Source organism: Janthinobacterium sp. YR213 (assembly GCF_900099875.1).
Taxonomy (GTDB): Bacteria; Pseudomonadota; Gammaproteobacteria; order Burkholderiales; family Burkholderiaceae_D; genus Janthinobacterium; species Janthinobacterium lividum.
Genome location: NZ_FNDA01000002.1, coordinates 640,897 through 658,760, shown reverse-complemented (window position 1 = coordinate 658,760; position 17,864 = coordinate 640,897). Strand labels below are relative to the sequence as shown.

The following is a 17,864-nucleotide window of genomic DNA, read 5'->3' as shown; positions in this document are numbered from 1 at the left end:
CATAAAAACAACTGAGGCATTCCCGTTTTGGCGCCATCCCCGCCGCCAGGCCGCATTTCCGCTACACTATTGCCTCTTAAAGAACGCAATAGCGAAAGCCGAGCCAGAATCATGAATACGCCAGACATCGAAAATATCAACGTCACCTCCTTCGCGCCCATGCCGACACCGGCCGAACTGCACGCCAAGCTGCCCCTGTCGGAAAGCGCCTTCGAGACCGTCAGCCGCGGCCGTGAAGCGCTGCGCAACATCATCGACCGCAAGGACCAGCGCCTGTTCGTCGTCGTCGGCCCGTGCTCCATCCACGACCCCGTCGCCGGCCTCGATTACGCGCGCCGCCTGAAAGCGCTGCAAGAGGAAGTCAAGGACACGATGCTGCTGGTGATGCGCGTGTATTTCGAAAAACCGCGTACCACCACGGGCTGGAAAGGCTATATCAACGATCCGTACATGGACGACTCGTTCAAGGTCAACGAAGGCATGGAAAAGGCGCGCCAGTTCCTGCTCGACGTATGCGAACTGGGCCTGCCCACCGCCACCGAAGCGCTGGACCCGATCTCGCCGCAATACCTGGGCGACCTGATCGCCTGGACCGCTATCGGCGCGCGCACCACGGAATCGCAGACGCACCGCGAAATGTCGTCGGGCCTGTCGACCCCGGTCGGCTTCAAGAACGGCACCGATGGCGACATCAGCATCGCCGTCAACGCGATTCTGTCGTCGGCGCACCCGCACTCCTTCCTCGGCATTAACGGCGAAGGCAATGTGGCCATCGTGCGCACGCGCGGCAACGCGTATGGCCACGTCGTGCTGCGCGGCGGCGACGGCCGTCCGAACTACGATTCGGTGTCGATCGCCATCGCCGAACAGGCGCTGGCCAAGGCCAAGCTGCCGGCCAACCTGGTGGTCGACTGCTCGCACGCGAACAGCTACAAGAAGCCGGAACTGCAACCGCTGGTGATGGCCGACGTGGTCAACCAGATCCGCCAGGGCAACCGCTCGCTGGTGGGCGTGATGATCGAATCGAACATCGTCGGCGGCAACCAGAAGATCCCGCAAGACCTGTCGCAACTGACCTACGGCTGCTCCGTCACCGACGGCTGCATCGACTGGGACACGACGGCGACCATGCTGCGCGATGCGCATGCGCACCTCGTCAATCGCCCGGCGTAAAATATTACGGCCAACAGTGTTGTCGGATTACGGCCCTGTGGACCTGATCCGACCTACCCGACGGGCGCGTCAATGCGTAGGTCGGCTTAGCGCGCAGCGCGTAAGCCGACACCACCACGAGGCATATCAAGCCATCTGCACATGCGGCAGCACGGCGAACGATCCCGCCAGCGCCTGTTCCGCCTTGCTGGCCGGGATATTGAGTTCATTGACATCCAGGTAGATGCGCCCGTCCATGATGCGCACGGCGTACAGGCGCGCCATGCCCTGCACGGGCGCCACCAGGCGGCCCGAATCGAGTTCGATGATCCAGCTGTTCTTCGGCCCCATCAGGTTTTTCTCCATCAGCACCCCATGGGCCAGCGGGCCACCCAGACAAGGCACCGTGTCGAGCAAGGCATACACCGTATCGTCAGCCGCGCGGAACAGCGCCACACCCGGCAAATCCTGCCAGGCCAGGCCCCGTTGCACCATGCGCGCGCCCGCCAGCGGCATGTCCTTCAGGCGGCAAATCATTTTCCATTGTTCCGACATCGCTAGCTCCCTTGAGAAAGGCACATGCACCTCTAAGCAAGAGCGGTGCCAGTGCCGCACAGGCGAAGAATGGCCAAAAACCGGGGGAAAACCGGCCAGCGGCGCACTGCGCAAGTGCACACTGCCGCCGAAATGGTGCGCCGGCCGCACGGTGGACTGCCCGGCTTTCCTTTACAATGGCGGATTACTCCTCCCTATTCAGTACCTTCATGATTGTTCTTGGCGTCGAATCCTCCTGTGACGAAACCGGCCTGGCCTTGTACGACACGCAACGCGGCCTGCTGTCGCACGCCCTCTATTCGCAAGTCGCCATGCACGAGCAATATGGCGGCGTGGTGCCGGAACTGGCGTCGCGCGACCATATCCGCCGCGCCATCCCGCTGCTGGAAGAAACCCTGGCCAAGGCCGGCATCACCCTGCCCGAGATCGATGCCATCGCCTACACGCAGGGGCCGGGCCTGGCCGGCGCGCTGCTGGTGGGTTCCTCCGTCGCCTGCAGCCTGGGCCTGGCCATCAACAAGCCGGTGCTGGGCATCCACCACCTGGAAGGCCATCTGCTCTCCCCCTTGCTGGCGTCCGAGCCGCCGGAATTCCCCTTCATCGCCCTGCTGGTGTCGGGCGGCCATACGCAGCTGATGCGCGTCGATGGCGTGGGCCAGTACACGATGCTGGGCGAAACGCTCGATGATGCGGCCGGCGAGGCGTTCGACAAGTCGGCCAAGCTGCTGGGCCTCGGTTATCCGGGCGGCCCGGCCATTTCGCGCCTGGCCGAATTCGGCGATCCGCTGGCCTACAAGCTGCCGCGCCCCATGCTGCACTCGAAGGATTTCAACTTCAGCTTTTCCGGCCTGAAGACGGCCGTGCTGACGGTGGTGAAAAACCATGAAGAAAAAGTCATCGCGAATATCTGCGAGCAGGACAAGGCGAATATCGCGCGCGGCTTCGTCGACGCCATCGTCGACGTGCTGACGGCCAAGTGTGTCTCGGCCCTCAAGCACACGGGCTTGAAACGCCTGGTGATCGCCGGCGGTGTGGGCGCCAACGCACAACTGCGCGCCTCGCTCAACGCGGCCGCCGCCAAGAAGCGTTTTAAAGTGTATTACCCGGAGCTGGAATTCTGTACCGACAACGGCGCCATGATCGCCTTTGCCGGCGCCATGCGCCTGCAAATCAATCCCGACGCCGCCAAGCACGATTACTCGTTCAACGTGCGCCCGCGCTGGCCGCTGGACGAAATCCGCGAAGTCTGATCACGCCAGCAGGAAGTTGCGCGCGCCCGCCAGGGCCGCGCCTTCCGCCACCGTTTCATCCTTCAAGCCCACGCCCGACAGCTGCCGGCTGAACGCCTGCGACAGCAGGTAGTGCAGCCGGTATGCGGCCTGCGCATACGCCAGCCCCTCGGGGCGCACATTCGAAATGCAGTTGCGGCGCTCGTCCAGCAAACCTGCTTCGGGCGCCCACGTCAGGTACAGGCCCAGGCTGTCCGGGGAACTCAAGCCCGGCCGCTCGCCGATCAGCACCAGCACGGCGCGCGCCTTCAATAATTCCCCCACCTCGTCGCCGATGGCCACCCGTCCCTGCGCCACGATGTGTACCGGCGACAGCGTCCACGCTTCCAGCGCCAGCCGTTCGCGCAAGGCCGCCAGGAAGGGCGCCGCATGGCGCTGCACGGCCAGCGCCGACAGGCCATCGGCCGCCACCAGCGCCAGGTCGGCTCCCGTGGCACCGGCGGCCAGGCGCGCGCGTGAAGCGTCGTCGAGCCGGCGCCCCAGGTCGGGGCGTTGCAGATAGTCGGCGCGCGTGGCGGCCGCGCTGTGCAGCTGCATGCAGTCTTGCCCCTGTGCGGCCAATACGCCTGCCAGGGCCTCGCCATCGAGCGCCAGGTGCACGGCGTCGCGCGCCTGCGCGTGGGCCAGCTGGAACGCCAGCTGCGCGCGGGTCGGCACGCTCACGCCGCGGCGCCCGAGCGCGATGCGCGCCGCCGTGTACGCGCGCAGGGCCTGCCAAGGATGGTTCCCGTCCATGCGTCCCCCTAGGTGTCCAGGCGCAGCAGGGCCGCCTGGAAGGCGGGCGCCAGCGCCGTATTCAGGCGACCCTGCGCATCCGTGATCCGCATGCGCGCCAGCCAGGCTTCGAATTCCGGCGCGGGACGCAAGCCCAGCACCCGGCGCGCAGACAGGGCATCGTGGAACGAGGTGCTCTGGTAGCCGAGCATGATGTCGTCCGCGCCCGGCACACCCATGATGAAATTGCAGCCGGCCACGCCCAGCATGGTCAGCAAGGCATCCATGTCGTCCTGGTCCGCTTCCGCATGGTTGGTGTAGCACACGTCGCAGCCCATGGGCAGCCCCAGCAGCTTGGCGCAGAAATGGTCTTCCAGCCCCGCGCGCATGATCTGCTTGCCGTCGTACAGATACTCGGGGCCGATGAAGCCCACCACCGAATTGACCAGCAGCGGCTGATAGGCGCGCGCCACCGCATACGCGCGCGCTTCGCACGTTTGCTGGTCCATGCCGTGGTGTGCGCCGGCCGACAGGGCGCTGCCCTGCCCCGTCTCGAAATACATGACGTTGTTGCCCACCGTGCCGCGTCCCAGCGACAGGGCCGCCGCCTGCCCCTCGGCCAGCAGGGACAAGTCGATGCCGAAGCTGCGGTTGGCCGCCTGCGTGCCCGCCACCGACTGGAATACCAGGTCGACGGGCGCGCCGCGGCGGATCGCTTCGAGGGTATTGGTGATGTGCGTGAGCACGCACGACTGCGTGGGAATCTGATATTGATCAATGACGGCGTCGAGCAGCTGCAGCAATGACACCACTTGCGCCACATTGTCGGTGGCGGGGTTGATGCCGATCACGGCGTCGCCGCTGCCCAGCAGCAGGCCATCAAGGAGGGAGGCGGCAATGCCCGTGGCATCGTCCGTCGGATGATTCGGCTGCAAGCGCGTGGATAGCCGGCTCTCCAGGCCCAGGGTATTGCGGAACGATGTGACGACCCGGCACTTGCGGGCCACCAGCACCAGGTCCTGCAGGCGCATGATTTTTGAGACGGCGGCAGCCATTTCCGGCGTGATGCCGGCGGCGACGTGGGACAGCGTTTGCGTATCCGTCGCGTCATCGAGCAGCCAGTCGCGAAAGTCGCCCACGCAGAGGTGGGAAATCGGCGCAAAGGCGGCGCGCTCGTGGGTGTCGATGATCAGGCGCGTGACTTCATCGTCTTCATACGGCACCAGCGCCTCGTTGAGAAACAGCGACAGCGGCACGTCCGCCAGCGCCAGCTGCGCCGCCACCCGCTCGCGCGCGCTGGCTGCCGCCACGCCGGCCAGCACATCGCCCGAACGGGGCGGCGTGGCCTTCGCCAGCAGCGTTTTCAGGCTGGCGAACTGGTAAACCTGGCTGTCTATCGTATGGCTGAAGCAGGGCATGGTTCGGTTCCTCCCATCCCCATCTTACGCCAACTTATAAACTGCGCAGCGCCCCTTCCAGCTGCGGATAGCGGAAGGCAAATCCTTCGCCCAGCAGGCGGCGCGGCGCCACCCGCTGGCCTTCCACCAGCAAGTCGGCCTGCTCGCCCAGCAAGGCGCGCATGACGAAGGCCGGCGTGGGCAGGACGCTGGGGCGGTGCAGCACGGCGCCCGCCACCTGGGCGAAGCGGCGCTGCTCGATGGCTTCCGGCGCGCAAAAGTTATACGCGCCGCTCACCATGCCCTGCTCACTGCGGCGCGCCAGATGGGCGATGCCGCGGATCACGTCGCGCACATGCACCCACGTGACCCACTGCTGGCCGCTGCCCAGCGGGCCGCCCACGCCGAAGCGGATCGGCAAGAGCATCTGCGGCAGCGAACCCTGGTGGCCGAAGACGAGGCCAAAGCGCATGCAGCCCACCTGCACGCCAAATCTCTCCGCCTGGCGCGCGGCCGCTTCCCATTCCTGGCACAGCTGCGACATGAAGATGGCTTGCGGCGCGCTGTCTTCATCGAGCTGCGTCGCATCGCCCTGCGGCTGCACGCCGTAATAGCCGATGGCCGACGCCGACAGCAGCACCCGTGGCTTGTGCTGCGCGCGGGCGATCCACGCCACCAGGGCCTGCGTCAGCGCTACGCGGCTGCGGCGCAAAGTGGCTTTGCGCGCATCCGTCCAGCGCTTCCCGACGATGCGCGCGCCGGCCAGGTTGACCACCATGTCAATGCGCTGCGCATCCGGCAATTCGTCCAGCGAGTCGATGCAGCGCACCTGGCCATCGAACGTCCATGCAGCCTGCTTCGGCTGGCGCGTCAGCACCGTCACCGCATGGCCGTCGGCCAGCAAGGCGCTGACCAACTGCTGGCCGATGAAACCCGTGGCGCCCGTCACCAGCACGGACTGCGGCGCGGCGGCAAAGCGCAGGCGCTCCTCCTGCTCTGCCGTCTCCTGCACCTTGCGCCGTCCCAGCTGCCACACGGCATACGCATCGCGCAGGCCGGACAGGCCCACGCCCACGCCGCACAGGGCCAGAAAGACGCTGAGCCAGCCATACGGCTGCCACACGAGTGCCGTCGGCAAGCTGGCCCACTCGCTGCTATTGAGCGCCAGCAGCGCGATAAAGGCGCCCGCATTGATCGCCAGCACCGTATGCGTGACCCGCTCCGTGGCCGGCAAGAGGCGGGTCTGGTCTTCCACCACGAAATCCCACAGGGTCAGCACGATTTCCACGCCAAAGACGATCACCAGCACCCAGGCCCAGGCGCCATGCCACTCCCAGGCGGCCAGGCCCACGAACAGCAGGCTGTAGATCAGGGCGCGCGTCGCATGGATGGTCAATTCGAGGCGCGCCGATGCCTTTTGCGGCAGCGCCTCCGTGATTTCATGGTGATAGATGGTGTCGAAGGCGCCCAGGCAGCCTTGCGCCGCCATCAGTTGCAGGGCCAGCAGATGCGTATTCATGGTGTTTCCTTCATTTCCGGCGCGGCGGACTCGCGGAACACGCCCACTTGCGTAAACGTGGTGCCGAACAGAGCGTGGCGAATCTCGATGCGGATATTGAACTGCTGCGGCGTGTCGTTGCGGTGGCACAGATAGGTCTTGCCGGGCGTGAGCACGCCGGGCAGCGGCATGCGCCAGCCGAAAAGGTCCCAAAAATAGCCATCGCTGGTGAAGTGCAGGTTGCCATCCTCGACGTGGAGCAGCAGCTTCATGCCCAGGCCCATGCCCACGTATTCGAGCACTTCGCCTTTTTCGCTTTCGGCCATATAGGAGGTGAAGCGGATGGGCGCGCGCCCGTGCAGGCGATACGTGCGCTGCTTGAAGATGTAGGGACAGCCGGGGCGCGAATAGACTTCGATATCCACGGGGAAGTCGTGGTCGTCGTACGGGATCAAAGCGCCATCGATGAAGGGCCGCGTGAGCCAGCCCAGCACCTTGCCCAGGCGCGAGCTGGTGAGTTCACTGAGTTCGCCCCGGTAATACAGGGGCTGGCCCGGCGCGGGATTTTTCTCGAAGCGGCGGCGGATATCCGGGTGCAGCGCGAGCCACTGCGCGCCCATCACCTTCTTGAACAGTTCTCCTTCCGAGGGGCCGTTCATGATTTGCCACGCTTGCCCGGTTTGTCTTCCGGGCTGAGGAACTTGGCCACCTTGCCGCCCATCGACAGCATGCGCTGCAGGGTGGCCGGCGGCAGGTTTTTATAATCGCTGTAGGTGCTGCTGAGCATCTCCAAAAACGCCAGCACTTCGCCCATGCGTTCCAAAGTAGCCGGTGGAATGGCCGCATCGTGCTCGCCCTCGATCGCGCACTCGCGCAGCACCGTCAGGGTGGGATCGATCTCGCGCCGCTTGCGCTCTTCCATGATGACGCGGAAGATTTCCCACACATCCTGCAAGGCGACGAAATGGTCGCGCCGGTCCCCCATCACATGCGTGATGCGCGCCAGGCCCCAGCTTTGCAATTCCTTCAGGCTGTTGCTGACGTTGGACCTGGCCACGTTCAGGCTGGCCGCGATGTCTTCCGCCGTCAGCGGTTCATTCGCCAGGAACAGCAGCGCGTGGATTTGCGCCACCGTGCGGTTGACGCCCCAGCGGGTACCCATCTCGCCCCAATGGAGAATATATTTCTGCGTGGTTGGACTCAGAACGCCTACCATAACCTACTCCGCGTCGCGCTTTGCGGTCTGCGATGCTCACTGTGCTCAAGCACAGTTGCGCTTCTCGGCCACAAATCGCTGCCGCTCGCTACGATTCTGTCAGGCGTTCTTGCTTTCATGATTTTCTCTTATTTCTGTCATTACAGAAATGTAAGACGGAACGGAAATTGAGTCAAGCACGATTCGTCAGGTGTGGGTCGGTGGCCGGCCCATGGCGCGCAGAAATTGCTGCTGCGAGGCGTGCAGCTGGCCGTAACCGAGTTCGCGGTACACGAGACCATGGCGCGGCGCCAGTTCGGCCAGGATGCGCGCCAGCGCCGGGTAATGGCGGTGGTTCCAGGTGGGGAACAAATGGTGCGTCAGGTGCAGATTCAGGCCGCCCAGCCAGTAACCGAGCCAGCGCAGGGCGCGCGGCCTCGGCGTCCAGTCGCAGGCCGTATAAAACGTGTGCTGGTACCAGTCGTGCGGCAGGGTGCCGTCCTGCCCCGGCTGGAAAAACTCCACTTCAGCCCAGTGCGTGCCGAGGATCAGCGCCACCAGCGCGCACGAGGCGAGCATCTGGCCCACGAAATACGCGCCCAGCACCACGCCCCAGCCGATGCCGTGCTGCTGCAGCACCCACATGGGCAGCGCCAGCACCAGCGCCACGTGGCCCAGCTTCCAGCCCAGGAAAGACAGCCAGCCACGCCAGCCCTGCAAGCGGCTGTGCGCGGCCACGGGCGTCTTGCCGAAGCGGTCCAGCCAGTCGCCATACCAGTTCAGATAAGGCAGCGACAGGGCCGCCACCACGGGCCAGTACAGGTACTGGTAGCGGTACTGCGGCGACCAGCGTTGGAACGGCGTCTGGCGCAAAAACGGATTCGGCTCCGTGTCGAGGTCATAGCCTTCCACGTTGGCGTACGTGTGATGGAAGTGCACGTGGCGGATGGTCCAGAAATCCGTGTCCACGCCCACGGGCAGGCCCACCAGGCGGATCAGCACGCGGTTCCAGGCTCCCTGGCGAAAGATGGCGCTGTGGGCCGCGTCGTGCAGGGTATTCATGGCCAGCGCCATGGCCGCGACCAGGCAAGCCACATAGCTGGCGACAAACGGCCAGGTGCCGCCGGCGTTCAAGGCCAGCGCATACAGCCCCACCGTCAGCGCGGCCAGGAACACGGTTTTCGCATGCAGGCGCGCGTCGCCGAAGCGGTGTCTTCCTTCATCCGCCAGGTAGGCGTCGGCGCGCGCGCGCAATTCGCGGCGGAAGGCGGAATCGCGGGCGGGCTGGAAGCGCAGCGGCGGCAGCGAAGGTACAGGCTGCGTCACGCGCGCGTCCCGGCCGCTGCCGGCCACCACAGGCGGCGCGCGCCGTCGAGGCCATGCGCCAGCAGCGCAGCCAGGAAGACCATGCCCCACGCATCGCGCGCGCCATACCAGCCCAGGAACAGCAGCGGCATGGCCAGCGCGATGGCCACCCAGGCGATGGCGCCCCAGCGTCGCGCATCCGACAGGCCGCCCAACGCCAGGGTGCCGCCAAAGATCAGCGCAAACAGGATGGCCTGCTGCGCGCCGGCCAGCACCGCTTCGTGATTGACGTAATAGATCACCAGGCCAAACAGGATCACGCCGCCGATGCCGATGAACAGCTCGGGCACGTGAAAAGTGCCGCGCGACTGCCAGTGGGGAAAGCGCGCGCGCAGCCATGTGAACAGTTTGCCGTTGCTGGCCAGCAGCGGGTTGTGCGTGGGTGTCATGCCCTTCACGCCATAGCGCATTTCCACGCCCTCGAGTTCGGGCTGAAAACTACCGAACAGCCTGTCCCACAGCAGCAGGGTGCCGCCGAAATTGCGGTTGATATAGCGTTTATCCGTGCCGTGGTGCACGCGGTGGTGCGAGGGCGTGACCATAAAGCTATCCAGGATGCCAGACTTGTTCACCAGCGCATTGTGGTTATAGAACTGCACCGTGTAATGCAGGGAAGAGACGACAAGGAAGATTTCCAGCGGCACGCCCAGCACGGCCAGGATGGCGATGAAGGGGAAATTCGTCAGCGACGAATACCAGGAATTGCGCACACCCAGCGACAGGTTGAAATGCTCGCCCTGGTGGTGCACCACGTGCACGGCCCACAGCAAAGGGATTTTATGATGCAGCCGGTGCATCCAGTAAAAGCACAAATCCCAGGCAAAAAAAGCGAAGACCCATTGTACCGCCACGGGCCACTGGTCGACGATGTGCAGGTTCACATGGCGCAGCAGCAGGGCGAACGCCGCCACTTCCACGCCGCGGAACACCCACATCAATATGTGCCCCGAATTGAGGTTGAAGATCACGTCCTTCCATGGCACGGGCGTCTTGCGCACCCATTTCAGGATCAGCAGTTCGGCCAGCACGAAGGCCAGCATGATCAAAAACGACAGGGCAAATGGATTCATCATGGTGCGGTTTTCATGGAAACGGCGCGGCGGGCAGCCAAGGATACCTGCATTTTGGCCAGCATGCCGCCAGCGATGCCAACGGCCAGGCCGGCGGCCAGATCGATGCTCACGTGCCGGCGCAGCGCGATGATGGCATAGCAGATGGCCAGGCCCAGCGCCACGGCCAGCGCGGAGCGCAGCAGATGGCGCTTGTCGCACAAGGCCCACACGCACAGCAACGTCAGGGCGCCGTGCAGCGACGGCAGGCAGTTTTGCGTGGAATCCGCCGCCTGCAGCATACGCAGCGCCTGCGTGCTCCAGGCATTGCCTGCACCGACGGGCGGATACGCGAGGGTGGTCGGATACAGCAGGAACACCACGCCGCACATGACGGCGGAAAGCGCCATGGCGCGCGCCAGCCAGCGCACCCGCGCCGCATCGGCCGCCATGTAGGCGTAGGGGATCAGGATGAAGAAGGACAGGTACAGCCAGATGGCGGCATCCGTATAGGGGATGGCGCGGTCGATGGCCGTTTCAGGCAAAAGTACCCCCTGCCCTTGCAGCAAGTCGCTGGAAAAATACACGAGGCCGACGCTGCCCCAGCCGGCCAGCAAATGCAGCAGGCGGCCGCGTACGGTCATGGAAGAAGGGTTCATGCGGTCGCAAGGCGCCGGATGCGGCGCCGTTTCATGGTGGGATCAAAAGGAGGCAGTTCAGCGCTCGTCGTCCAGGCCAGGCCGTCGACGGCCACGCCGAGGCCCAGGAGCACCGCTGCCAGGTGCGCGCGCAGGTCGGCCAGTCCTGCCTCGTCGAGCGCTGCATGCAATTGCAGGGACGCGTCGCCCGACTGCACCAGGCGGTAATCGGCGTCGGGCGGCAAGGCTTGCGCAAAGGCCCGCGTCAGCACGTCGGCAAACACGGCGACAGCTTCGCCGCCATGCGCGGACGGCAAGGATGGCAAGAACAGCATGTCGTCGCAGCGCCCTTCGATGCCATCGATGGCACGCGTGGCGCGGCCGCACGGGCATGGCGTGGCGCGCGCGATCAGGATGTCGTCCAGGCGGTAGCGCACGATGGGCTGCGTGATGCGCGTAAAGTCCGTAATCACGGGGACGAAGCGCCGCTGCTCTCCATCGAGCCACTGCGGCTCGATATGCACGTACTCTTCGTTCAGGTGCAGCACGCCATGCTCGCAGCTGCTGGCGAGAAAACCCTCGGTGGCCTGGTAGATTTCATGCACGGCGCCAAACGCCTGCACGATCAGCGCGCGGTCCTGCGCTTCCAGCACTTCGGCCACCGAGATGACTTTTTTCGGCGCCAGCGCCAGGCTGCCATCGATGACGCGCAAGGCCAGCTGGCGCAGCACCTGGGCCGGCGCGACGATGACCGTTGGTTGATATTGCGCCAGCTGCCCGCACAGGCTGTCGAACGGTTCGAACAAATCGTAAAAGGCAAAGGTGAGCCACGGCGAGCGCACGGCCGTGTACAGATTGCTGTTCGCGCGCAGGAACAGGGCGACCCGTTCGCCGGAAAACAGGCCGTCGGGCAGCGCCTTGGCCAGCATCACGCCCGCCCATTGGGCCTTTTCGCGGGGGCTGACGGTAAACACGGCGCGCCGCGACGAGGTGCCGGACGACAGGCCCACCGTGATGTCGCCGACGGCCGGCGTGAAGTCGCGGCTCTGCTCGGCCGCCATGGCTGCCGCCATCGCCTGCGCCAAAGTTACCCCTTGCGTATTCATGGCGTCGAAATGCTCGAGCATCAGCGCCTTGTTCATCGTCGGCCACTGCGCCAGCGGCAGATCTCGGTACGGGGCGAAATAAGGGCTGCGCGCGCACAGCACCACAATGAAACGGGCCAGTTGCCGCTGCTGGTATGCGTGCAGCTGCGCGCGATCCGCAAAGCGCAGGCGGCGCGTGCGCCAGTACGACAGCAACAGCCAGAAGATACGCTTCACGGGCGGCCCGCCACAGGAACATAGTCCGCCGTGTCTTCATGCGTGATGCGGATCTGCGCATTGCCCGACTGGTGCAACTGGTGCAGCCGGTTCAGGGTGGCGTAATACGGCGCGCGCTTGTGCTGGATGATAAACGACAGTTCGGACGGTCCGCGCAGCTGCTGGAAACTTTCCGGCACCCAGGCCGCGTCGGACGCCAGCAAGGTCCAGCCGCTCTCCTGCAGCACGAAGGCGCCCAGATGGCCGATGGCGTGGCCGGGCAGGTCGACGATGTAGATCTCACCCGTGCCGCTGACGTCGCGCCCGTGCGTGAATGGCAGCAGGGCCGCCGGCAAGGCCGTCTCGGGCACGCTTTCCACGAAATCCAGGCGGTCGGCGATGTCGTTCGGCAGCAGCTCGGGTACGAAGGCCTGGCGCACGGCGGCCACGCCGGACAGTCCCCGCACGGCGTCCCAGCCCGCTTGGGAAGCCATCAGCCGCGCGCCGGGAAAGTCGCGCAGACCCGCGATATGGTCGGCGTGGAAGTGCGACAGCAGCAAGGTGTGGATATCGCCGGGCGCCACGCCATGCGCGCGCAGCTGGCCCTGCAACGATTCGTTCCCGTCGAAGGAAATCGGCGTCACCCACGCGTACATGCGGTACACGCCCTTGGACGTGGCGGCGCGAAAGTGTTCGGCGTAGCCCGTGTCCCACAGGTACAGGCCCGCGCATGTTTCGATCAGGTAGGCGCGCGAGGGGAAGCAGCGGCTGGCCAGCCCGCTGCCTTTCAAGACCATGCACGAAGGATGCGTGCAGTGGCCGACGCGAAACGCGGTGATGCTAGCCATTGCGCTCCTTGCCCACCTTGTGCGCCGCCGCTTCCTGGCGCATCCACTGCGCCGTGCGGGCAATGCCGTCCTGCAGGCTGACGATGGGACGGTAGCCGAGCACCTTGCGCGCCTTGGCGCTGTCGAGCGTCATGTCGAAGCTGAGCGCGCCGATGCTGTAGGGCGTGAGCGCCGGTTCGCGGCGCGTGAAGCGCGAGGCGAACTGCATCAGGCGCGCCACCAGCGCCAGCACGCGGTACGGCACGCTGACGATCTCGAACGGCTGCTGCAGATGATCGCAGAACAGGGTGCGCAAAATGTCGCACAAGCGCGCCGGCTCGCCATTCGTGATGTTGAAGGCGGCGCCGGAAGCGATGGTCTTGTGCACGGTGGCCAGCCACATCGCATGCACGACATTGTCGACATAGGTGATGTCGATGGTGGCCGCGCCGCCATTGGGCAGCGGCAGCTTGCCGCCGCGCTGTTCCAGCACCCTCGCCAGGCGCGGAATCAGCACCTGGTCGTGCGGGCCGAAGATGGCGCGCGGGCGCAGGATCACGCACGTCATGCCGCGGTGGCGGTCGACGCAATCCTGCACCAGTTTTTCCGCCATCGCCTTGCTGCGCGCGTAGGCGTTGACGAAGGCGTCGGGGCGGAAGGTTTCCGGCACGTCGTAGCGGTTGCGGTAATCGAAATAGATGGCCGGCGTGGAGATGTGCACGAAGCGCGCCACGTGCAGGCTGGCGGCCGCGCGCAGCAGCTGGGCCGTGGCCGTGACGTTGGCGGCGATGAAATCGCGCTCGGGGCCCCATGGCGACGACAGCGCGGCACAGTGCCAGACGGTGTCCATGCCGCGCACCAGCTCATCGACCTGGCGCGGCGATGCCTGCGCCAGGTCGAGCGCCACGAATTGCGCGCCCATGCGTTCCAGTTCGCGGCCCACGGCGGCGTTGCGGCCCGTGGCGCGCACTTCCACGCCCTGCGCCAGCAGGGTGCGCACGGCATTGCGCCCCAGCCCGCCCGTCGCTCCCGTGACCAGTATCCGCCTCATCACACCACCTTCACAGGTCAAGAATCATGCCGCCGATGGTCAGGCCCGCGGCCGTGCCCATCATCAGCAAACGCTGGCCCGCCACGGCCCGCCCCGTCATCACCGCCTCGTGCAGGGCGGTAGGCAAGGACGCGGCTACCTGGTTGCCGTGCGTTTCAAAGATCTTGATGATTTTAGCATCGGGAACGTCAAGGATGCGCGCCGCATGCGCGAGCCCCAATGGGCTGGCCTGGTGCGGCACGACCACGTCGACTCTTTCCAGTCCCGCGCCCGATTCCAGCATTAGTTCCGCCAGGAAATCCGGCATCACCTTGACGGCCAGGCGGAACACGGCCTTGCCATCCATGCGGAACAGATAATCGCCCGGTTCGCAGCCATTGCGCGGGTTGCGCTCGGTGCCGCCGCCGCGAATTTCGCAGTAGCGCCGCCCTTCCGGATACGTGCCCATCTTGTAGGCGCGGATGCCGGCGCTGCCATCGCCGCGCTCGACGATGACGGCGGCGGCGCCGTCGCCAAAGATCATCGACGCTTCCGGCTCGCTCCAGTCGACGCCGCGCGAGGCGAGGTCGGACGAAACGATGGCGATACGCCGGTAGGCGCTACCGGCCAGCATGGACGCGGCCACGCGAAAGGCGGCCATGAAACTGAGGCAGCTGGCGTTGACGTCGAAGCTTTGCGTGCCTGGCGGCAATCCTGCATGTTCGGCAACGAAGCAGGCCGTATTCGGCAAGGCCTGCTCGGGCACGCCGTTGGCGCAGATCAGCAGGTCGATGTCGGCCGGACGCAGGCCGGCATTCTTCAGCGCGTCCAGCAGGGCGGCGGCGCCCAGCTGGCTTTGCGACTCATCGGGCGCGGCGACAAAGCGCGACAGCACGCCGCTCTTGCGCAGGGTGTAGCCGGCTGGATGGCCCAATGTCAGGTCCAGGCTTGCGGAAGTCACACTATGCGACGGCACGGCCTTGCCCGTCGCGATCAGGCGAACTGGAATCATGTTGGCCTTAAAAAAGTAAAGTAAATACGGTTGATGTATGGTCTATGCGCTAATCGCGTGCCAGCGGCGGCAAATCGACGCCGCAGTTCTTGCAGAAATTGGCATCGTCATCGAGCCCTTCTTTCAGGCACGTGGGGCAGGTACGCGTGGTCACCAGCTTGGAACTGCGCTGTACCGTCATTTCCGCGCTGATAATGCCGGTAGGCACTGCCAGGATGCCCCAGCCGAGCAACATCATCAGGGAAGCGATGGTGCGCCCGATGTCGGTGCGCGGCGTGATATCGCCGAAACCGACCGTGGTCATGGTGCTGATGGCCCAGTATATCGACGTGGGGATACTGCTGAAACCGTTTTCCGGCCCTTCCACGACGTACATCACAGTACCCAGCAGAAAGACCACCATCATGACAAAAGACAAGAAAATGAGAATCTTGCGCCGGCTGGCCAGCAAGGCCCGCCCCAGCACCGTGTATTCATGCACATACGACGTGAGCTTGAGGATACGGAACATGCGCAGCAGGCGCAAAATGCGCACGTCGATCAGCACGTGCGCGCCCGGCAGCAGCAAGCCGATGTAGGTCGGCACGATGGCCAGCAAGTCGATAATGCCGAAAAAACTCTTGGCGTAGCGCACAGGATGCTGCAGGCACGACAGGCGGGCGAAATATTCGATGGTAAATAAAATGGTGAAAAACCATTCCAGCGCCGTCAGCCAGGTGCCATAGCGCTCGGCCACGGAGGCGACACTGCTGAGCACGACCACCGTCACGCTGATCAGGATGGCGGCGATCAGCAGCAGGTCGAAGGCGCGGCCCGTGCGCGTTTCCGCCTCGAAAATGACGGTGTACACCTGCTCGCGCCAGCCCCGCTCGGGCTTGCCATATTTCTGCTGCGTTTCCTGCGCCGCCAGTTGCTGCGGCGTCAGGGGCGCCGCGCCGCTCTTCGTCGCGGCTTTCATGTGGGTAGTGTGCTCATATACTATTATTGTATAGATAATTGACAAAGCACGGCGACACGCACGGTTGGGCTACAGGTTTCATTACAACAACACTACGACAGCTTTTTCGCCAGCAGCACGGCATTGCGCCGGTCGCGCTCGGCCTGCACGATGTCCGTCGTGCGTGCTTCCGAGATGCCCACCGTGTGCAGCACGGTGGCCGTCAGCTGCAGCGCCGATTCCAGCGCCTCGGGCACGACCAGGGTAGCGCCCGCCTGTATCAGAGCCACGGCATGCGCCTCGTCGCGGGCCCGCGCATACACGGGCAGCTGCGGATATTCGCGGCGGATCGATTTCACGGCATGCAGCACGGACGCCGCATGGTCCATGGTCAGCACCACGGCGGCGGCCCGGTCCGCATTGACCTTTTGCAACAGTTCCGCGCGCGACGCATCGCCGAAATACACGGGGAAACCGCGCGGATGCAGGGTCGTCACCAGGCGCGCATCGTTTTCAATCGCCACATACGCGATATCCTGCTCCGTCAGCACCTTGGCCAGCAACTGCCCCACCCGGCCGAAGCCGGCGATGATGACGGCGTTGCCCTGCGGCGGCAGCGCGCCGTGCGCCAGGTCGGCCAGCTGATGGTGGTGGCGCTGTTCCCACCAGTTGCCGAAGGCGCGCGCCGCCTTGGCCAGCGCCGGCGTGGCGAACAGGCTCAGGCCCACCACCAGCATGACGAACTGCGCCACCTGCGGTCCGATCAGCTTGGTACCGAGCGCATACGCGACGACGATGAAGGCGAATTCGCCGCCCTGCCCCAGCAGCACGCCCGTTTCCACGGCGCGCCCCCAGTGAAAGCCGCCGATGCGGAAAATCACGCTGATGACGAGGGTTTTCAAGGCAAACAGGCTCAGCACGGCCAAGGGAATCAACACCGGCGACTTGAGGATTTCGCGCACGTCGATCTGCATGCCCACGGACATGAAGAACAAACCCATCAGCAAGCCTTTGAAGGGTTCGATCGTCACTTCCACTTCGTGGCGAAATTCCGTTTCCGCCAGCAGCAGGCCGGCCAGCAAGGCGCCCAGCGCCATCGACAAGCCCGCCAGATAGGTCAATCCCGCGATGCCCAGGGTGCTAAGCAGAGTCAAGGCCATGAACACGTCGGGCTGGCGTTTCTTGACGAAAAACTGGAACAGCGGACGAATCACGCGGCGGCCCAGCAGATAGATCAGCAGGATGGCGCCGGCCGATTTCACGGCCGCAAAGCTGAGCAGATACGCCAGGTCGTCGCTGCGCCCGCTGGCGAACACGTCGATCAGGATGAACAGCGGCACCACCATCAGATCCTGGAACATCAAAATGGAAAAACCCGCCTGGCCGGCCGGCGTCTGCAGCGAGCGCTGGTCGGTCAGCAATTGCATCACCACGGCCGTCGACGACAGCGACAGCACCAGGCCCAGCACGATGGACGCTTCCAGCGACAGGCCAAAGTAATATGCCACGCCGCCGATCAGGCAGGCGCTGACCGCCACTTGCCCCACGCCCGCGCCAAATACCCAGCGCCGCAGCGCCCACAGCCGTTCCGTCGACAGTTCCAGGCCGATCATGAACATCAAAAACATCACGCCCAGCTCGGCCAGGCCGCTGACCTGCTCGGCGCGGACAAACGAGAAATACGTCAGCCACGTGAACTCGCCGGCCCACAGGCCGAAGCCAAACGGGCCGAACAGGGCGCCGACGGCCAGGAAGCCGAGGACCTGGTTGACCTTCAGGCGTTGCAATAGCGGAATAAAAATCCCGGCCAGGGCGAGAAACAGCAGGGTTTCCCGCAGATACGGTAAGGCGTGTTGCTCTTCCAAGATAATCCTAATTGAATGGCATTCATGCTGAATTTACAAT

At 64.9% G+C, this 17,864-nt stretch carries 17 protein-coding genes; 2 read left to right on the top strand and 15 right to left on the bottom strand.

Annotated features, from left to right (window positions below):
• Positions 1–111 precede the first annotated feature (111 nt).
• The gene (locus BLT98_RS12150; RefSeq protein WP_034779875.1) at positions 112–1,173 is read left to right on the top strand and encodes a 3-deoxy-7-phosphoheptulonate synthase; all 1,062 of its coding nucleotides are present in this window, start codon (positions 112–114) and stop codon (positions 1,171–1,173) included.
• 126 nt (positions 1,174–1,299) lie between these two features.
• Here BLT98_RS12150 and BLT98_RS12145 read toward each other — a convergent pair whose 3' ends face one another.
• The gene (locus BLT98_RS12145; protein ID WP_034779878.1) at positions 1,300–1,707 is read right to left on the bottom strand and encodes a nitrite reductase (NAD(P)H) small subunit; all 408 of its coding nucleotides are present in this window, start codon (positions 1,705–1,707) and stop codon (positions 1,300–1,302) included.
• Positions 1,708–1,916: 209 nt separating this feature from the next.
• Here BLT98_RS12145 and tsaD point away from each other — a divergent pair, with 209 nt between their 5' ends.
• Positions 1,917–2,957 (top strand): tRNA (adenosine(37)-N6)-threonylcarbamoyltransferase complex transferase subunit TsaD, encoded by a 1,041-nt coding sequence (gene tsaD, locus BLT98_RS12140; protein WP_034779881.1) that lies wholly within the window; start codon positions 1,917–1,919, stop codon positions 2,955–2,957.
• Here the strand turns inward: tsaD and eutC are convergent, their stop codons facing one another.
• The 14 genes from eutC to BLT98_RS12070 all read right to left on the bottom strand — a co-directional run bounded on the left by eutC (position 2,958) and on the right by BLT98_RS12070 (position 17,824).
• Positions 2,958–3,731 carry an ethanolamine ammonia-lyase subunit EutC gene (eutC, locus tag BLT98_RS12135; protein WP_092608024.1) on the bottom strand — a complete coding sequence of 258 codons (774 nt, stop codon included), beginning with the start codon at positions 3,729–3,731 and terminating at the stop codon, positions 2,958–2,960. It lies immediately after the preceding gene.
• An 8-nt stretch (positions 3,732–3,739) separates the two neighbouring features.
• Positions 3,740–5,128 (bottom strand): ethanolamine ammonia-lyase subunit EutB, encoded by a 1,389-nt coding sequence (locus tag BLT98_RS12130; protein WP_092608021.1) that lies wholly within the window; start codon positions 5,126–5,128, stop codon positions 3,740–3,742.
• Positions 5,129–5,162: 34 nt separating this feature from the next.
• A complete protein-coding gene (locus BLT98_RS12125) occupies positions 5,163–6,626 on the bottom strand; it encodes a TIGR01777 family oxidoreductase (RefSeq protein ID WP_092608018.1) in 1,464 nt (487 codons plus the stop codon).
• On the bottom strand, positions 6,623–7,264 hold the full coding sequence (locus BLT98_RS12120; RefSeq protein WP_092608014.1) for a DUF4166 domain-containing protein: 642 nt from the start codon (positions 7,262–7,264) through the stop codon (positions 6,623–6,625). Before BLT98_RS12120 ends, BLT98_RS12125 begins: the two co-directional genes overlap by 4 nt.
• Positions 7,261–7,767 (bottom strand): GbsR/MarR family transcriptional regulator, encoded by a 507-nt coding sequence (locus BLT98_RS12115; protein ID WP_081345483.1) that lies wholly within the window; start codon positions 7,765–7,767, stop codon positions 7,261–7,263. Before BLT98_RS12115 ends, BLT98_RS12120 begins: the two co-directional genes overlap by 4 nt.
• A 240-nt stretch (positions 7,768–8,007) precedes the next feature.
• Positions 8,008–9,126, bottom strand: coding sequence for a fatty acid desaturase family protein (locus tag BLT98_RS12110; protein WP_244517469.1), 1,119 nt, complete (start codon positions 9,124–9,126; stop codon positions 8,008–8,010).
• Entirely contained in the window at positions 9,123–10,238 is a 1,116-nt protein-coding gene (locus tag BLT98_RS12105; protein ID WP_092608008.1) for a sterol desaturase family protein, read from the bottom strand. The genes BLT98_RS12110 and BLT98_RS12105 overlap by 4 nt, the downstream gene beginning before the upstream one ends.
• The gene (locus BLT98_RS12100; protein WP_092608005.1) at positions 10,235–10,873 is read right to left on the bottom strand and encodes a phosphatase PAP2 family protein; all 639 of its coding nucleotides are present in this window, start codon (positions 10,871–10,873) and stop codon (positions 10,235–10,237) included. The genes BLT98_RS12105 and BLT98_RS12100 overlap by 4 nt, the downstream gene beginning before the upstream one ends.
• Positions 10,870–12,174, bottom strand: coding sequence for a F390 synthetase-related protein (locus BLT98_RS12095; RefSeq protein ID WP_092608002.1), 1,305 nt, complete (start codon positions 12,172–12,174; stop codon positions 10,870–10,872). Before BLT98_RS12095 ends, BLT98_RS12100 begins: the two co-directional genes overlap by 4 nt.
• Complete coding sequence (locus BLT98_RS12090) at positions 12,171–13,001, bottom strand: MBL fold metallo-hydrolase (RefSeq protein ID WP_092607999.1); 831 nt, start codon at positions 12,999–13,001, stop codon at positions 12,171–12,173. The genes BLT98_RS12095 and BLT98_RS12090 overlap by 4 nt, the downstream gene beginning before the upstream one ends.
• Positions 12,994–14,031 (bottom strand): NAD-dependent epimerase/dehydratase family protein, encoded by a 1,038-nt coding sequence (locus BLT98_RS12085; RefSeq protein ID WP_034779928.1) that lies wholly within the window; start codon positions 14,029–14,031, stop codon positions 12,994–12,996. Before BLT98_RS12085 ends, BLT98_RS12090 begins: the two co-directional genes overlap by 8 nt.
• A gap of 10 nt (positions 14,032–14,041) precedes the next feature.
• Positions 14,042–15,022, bottom strand: a complete 981-nt coding sequence (locus tag BLT98_RS12080) for a 3-oxoacyl-[acyl-carrier-protein] synthase III C-terminal domain-containing protein (protein ID WP_092607996.1) — start codon at positions 15,020–15,022, stop codon at positions 14,042–14,044.
• A gap of 49 nt (positions 15,023–15,071) precedes the next feature.
• Positions 15,072–15,980 carry an ion transporter gene (locus BLT98_RS12075; protein WP_034779933.1) on the bottom strand — a complete coding sequence of 303 codons (909 nt, stop codon included), beginning with the start codon at positions 15,978–15,980 and terminating at the stop codon, positions 15,072–15,074.
• 92 nt (positions 15,981–16,072) lie between these two features.
• A complete protein-coding gene (locus BLT98_RS12070; RefSeq protein WP_092607993.1) occupies positions 16,073–17,824 on the bottom strand; it encodes a cation:proton antiporter domain-containing protein in 1,752 nt (583 codons plus the stop codon).
• Positions 17,825–17,864: the final 40 nt, after the last annotated feature.

What these genes read in the sequence shown, in the direction of transcription:
- BLT98_RS12150 (WP_034779875.1), top strand. Translation starts at nt 112, where the DNA reads ATGAATACGCCAGACATCGAAAATATCAACGTCACCTCCTTCGCGCCC.
- BLT98_RS12145 (WP_034779878.1), bottom strand. Translation starts at nt 1,707, where the DNA reads ATGTCGGAACAATGGAAAATGATTTGCCGCCTGAAGGACATGCCGCTG.
- tsaD (WP_034779881.1), top strand. Translation starts at nt 1,917, where the DNA reads ATGATTGTTCTTGGCGTCGAATCCTCCTGTGACGAAACCGGCCTGGCC.
- eutC (WP_092608024.1), bottom strand. Translation starts at nt 3,731, where the DNA reads ATGGACGGGAACCATCCTTGGCAGGCCCTGCGCGCGTACACGGCGGCG.
- BLT98_RS12130 (WP_092608021.1), bottom strand. Translation starts at nt 5,128, where the DNA reads ATGCCCTGCTTCAGCCATACGATAGACAGCCAGGTTTACCAGTTCGCC.
- BLT98_RS12125 (WP_092608018.1), bottom strand. Translation starts at nt 6,626, where the DNA reads ATGAATACGCATCTGCTGGCCCTGCAACTGATGGCGGCGCAAGGCTGC.
- BLT98_RS12120 (WP_092608014.1), bottom strand. Translation starts at nt 7,264, where the DNA reads ATGAACGGCCCCTCGGAAGGAGAACTGTTCAAGAAGGTGATGGGCGCG.
- BLT98_RS12115 (WP_081345483.1), bottom strand. Translation starts at nt 7,767, where the DNA reads ATGGGTACCCGCTGGGGCGTCAACCGCACGGTGGCGCAAATCCACGCG.
- BLT98_RS12105 (WP_092608008.1), bottom strand. Translation starts at nt 10,238, where the DNA reads ATGATGAATCCATTTGCCCTGTCGTTTTTGATCATGCTGGCCTTCGTG.
- BLT98_RS12100 (WP_092608005.1), bottom strand. Translation starts at nt 10,873, where the DNA reads ATGAACCCTTCTTCCATGACCGTACGCGGCCGCCTGCTGCATTTGCTG.
- BLT98_RS12090 (WP_092607999.1), bottom strand. Translation starts at nt 13,001, where the DNA reads ATGGCTAGCATCACCGCGTTTCGCGTCGGCCACTGCACGCATCCTTCG.
- BLT98_RS12085 (WP_034779928.1), bottom strand. Translation starts at nt 14,031, where the DNA reads ATGAGGCGGATACTGGTCACGGGAGCGACGGGCGGGCTGGGGCGCAAT.
- BLT98_RS12080 (WP_092607996.1), bottom strand. Translation starts at nt 15,022, where the DNA reads ATGATTCCAGTTCGCCTGATCGCGACGGGCAAGGCCGTGCCGTCGCAT.
- BLT98_RS12075 (WP_034779933.1), bottom strand. Translation starts at nt 15,980, where the DNA reads ATGAAAGCCGCGACGAAGAGCGGCGCGGCGCCCCTGACGCCGCAGCAA.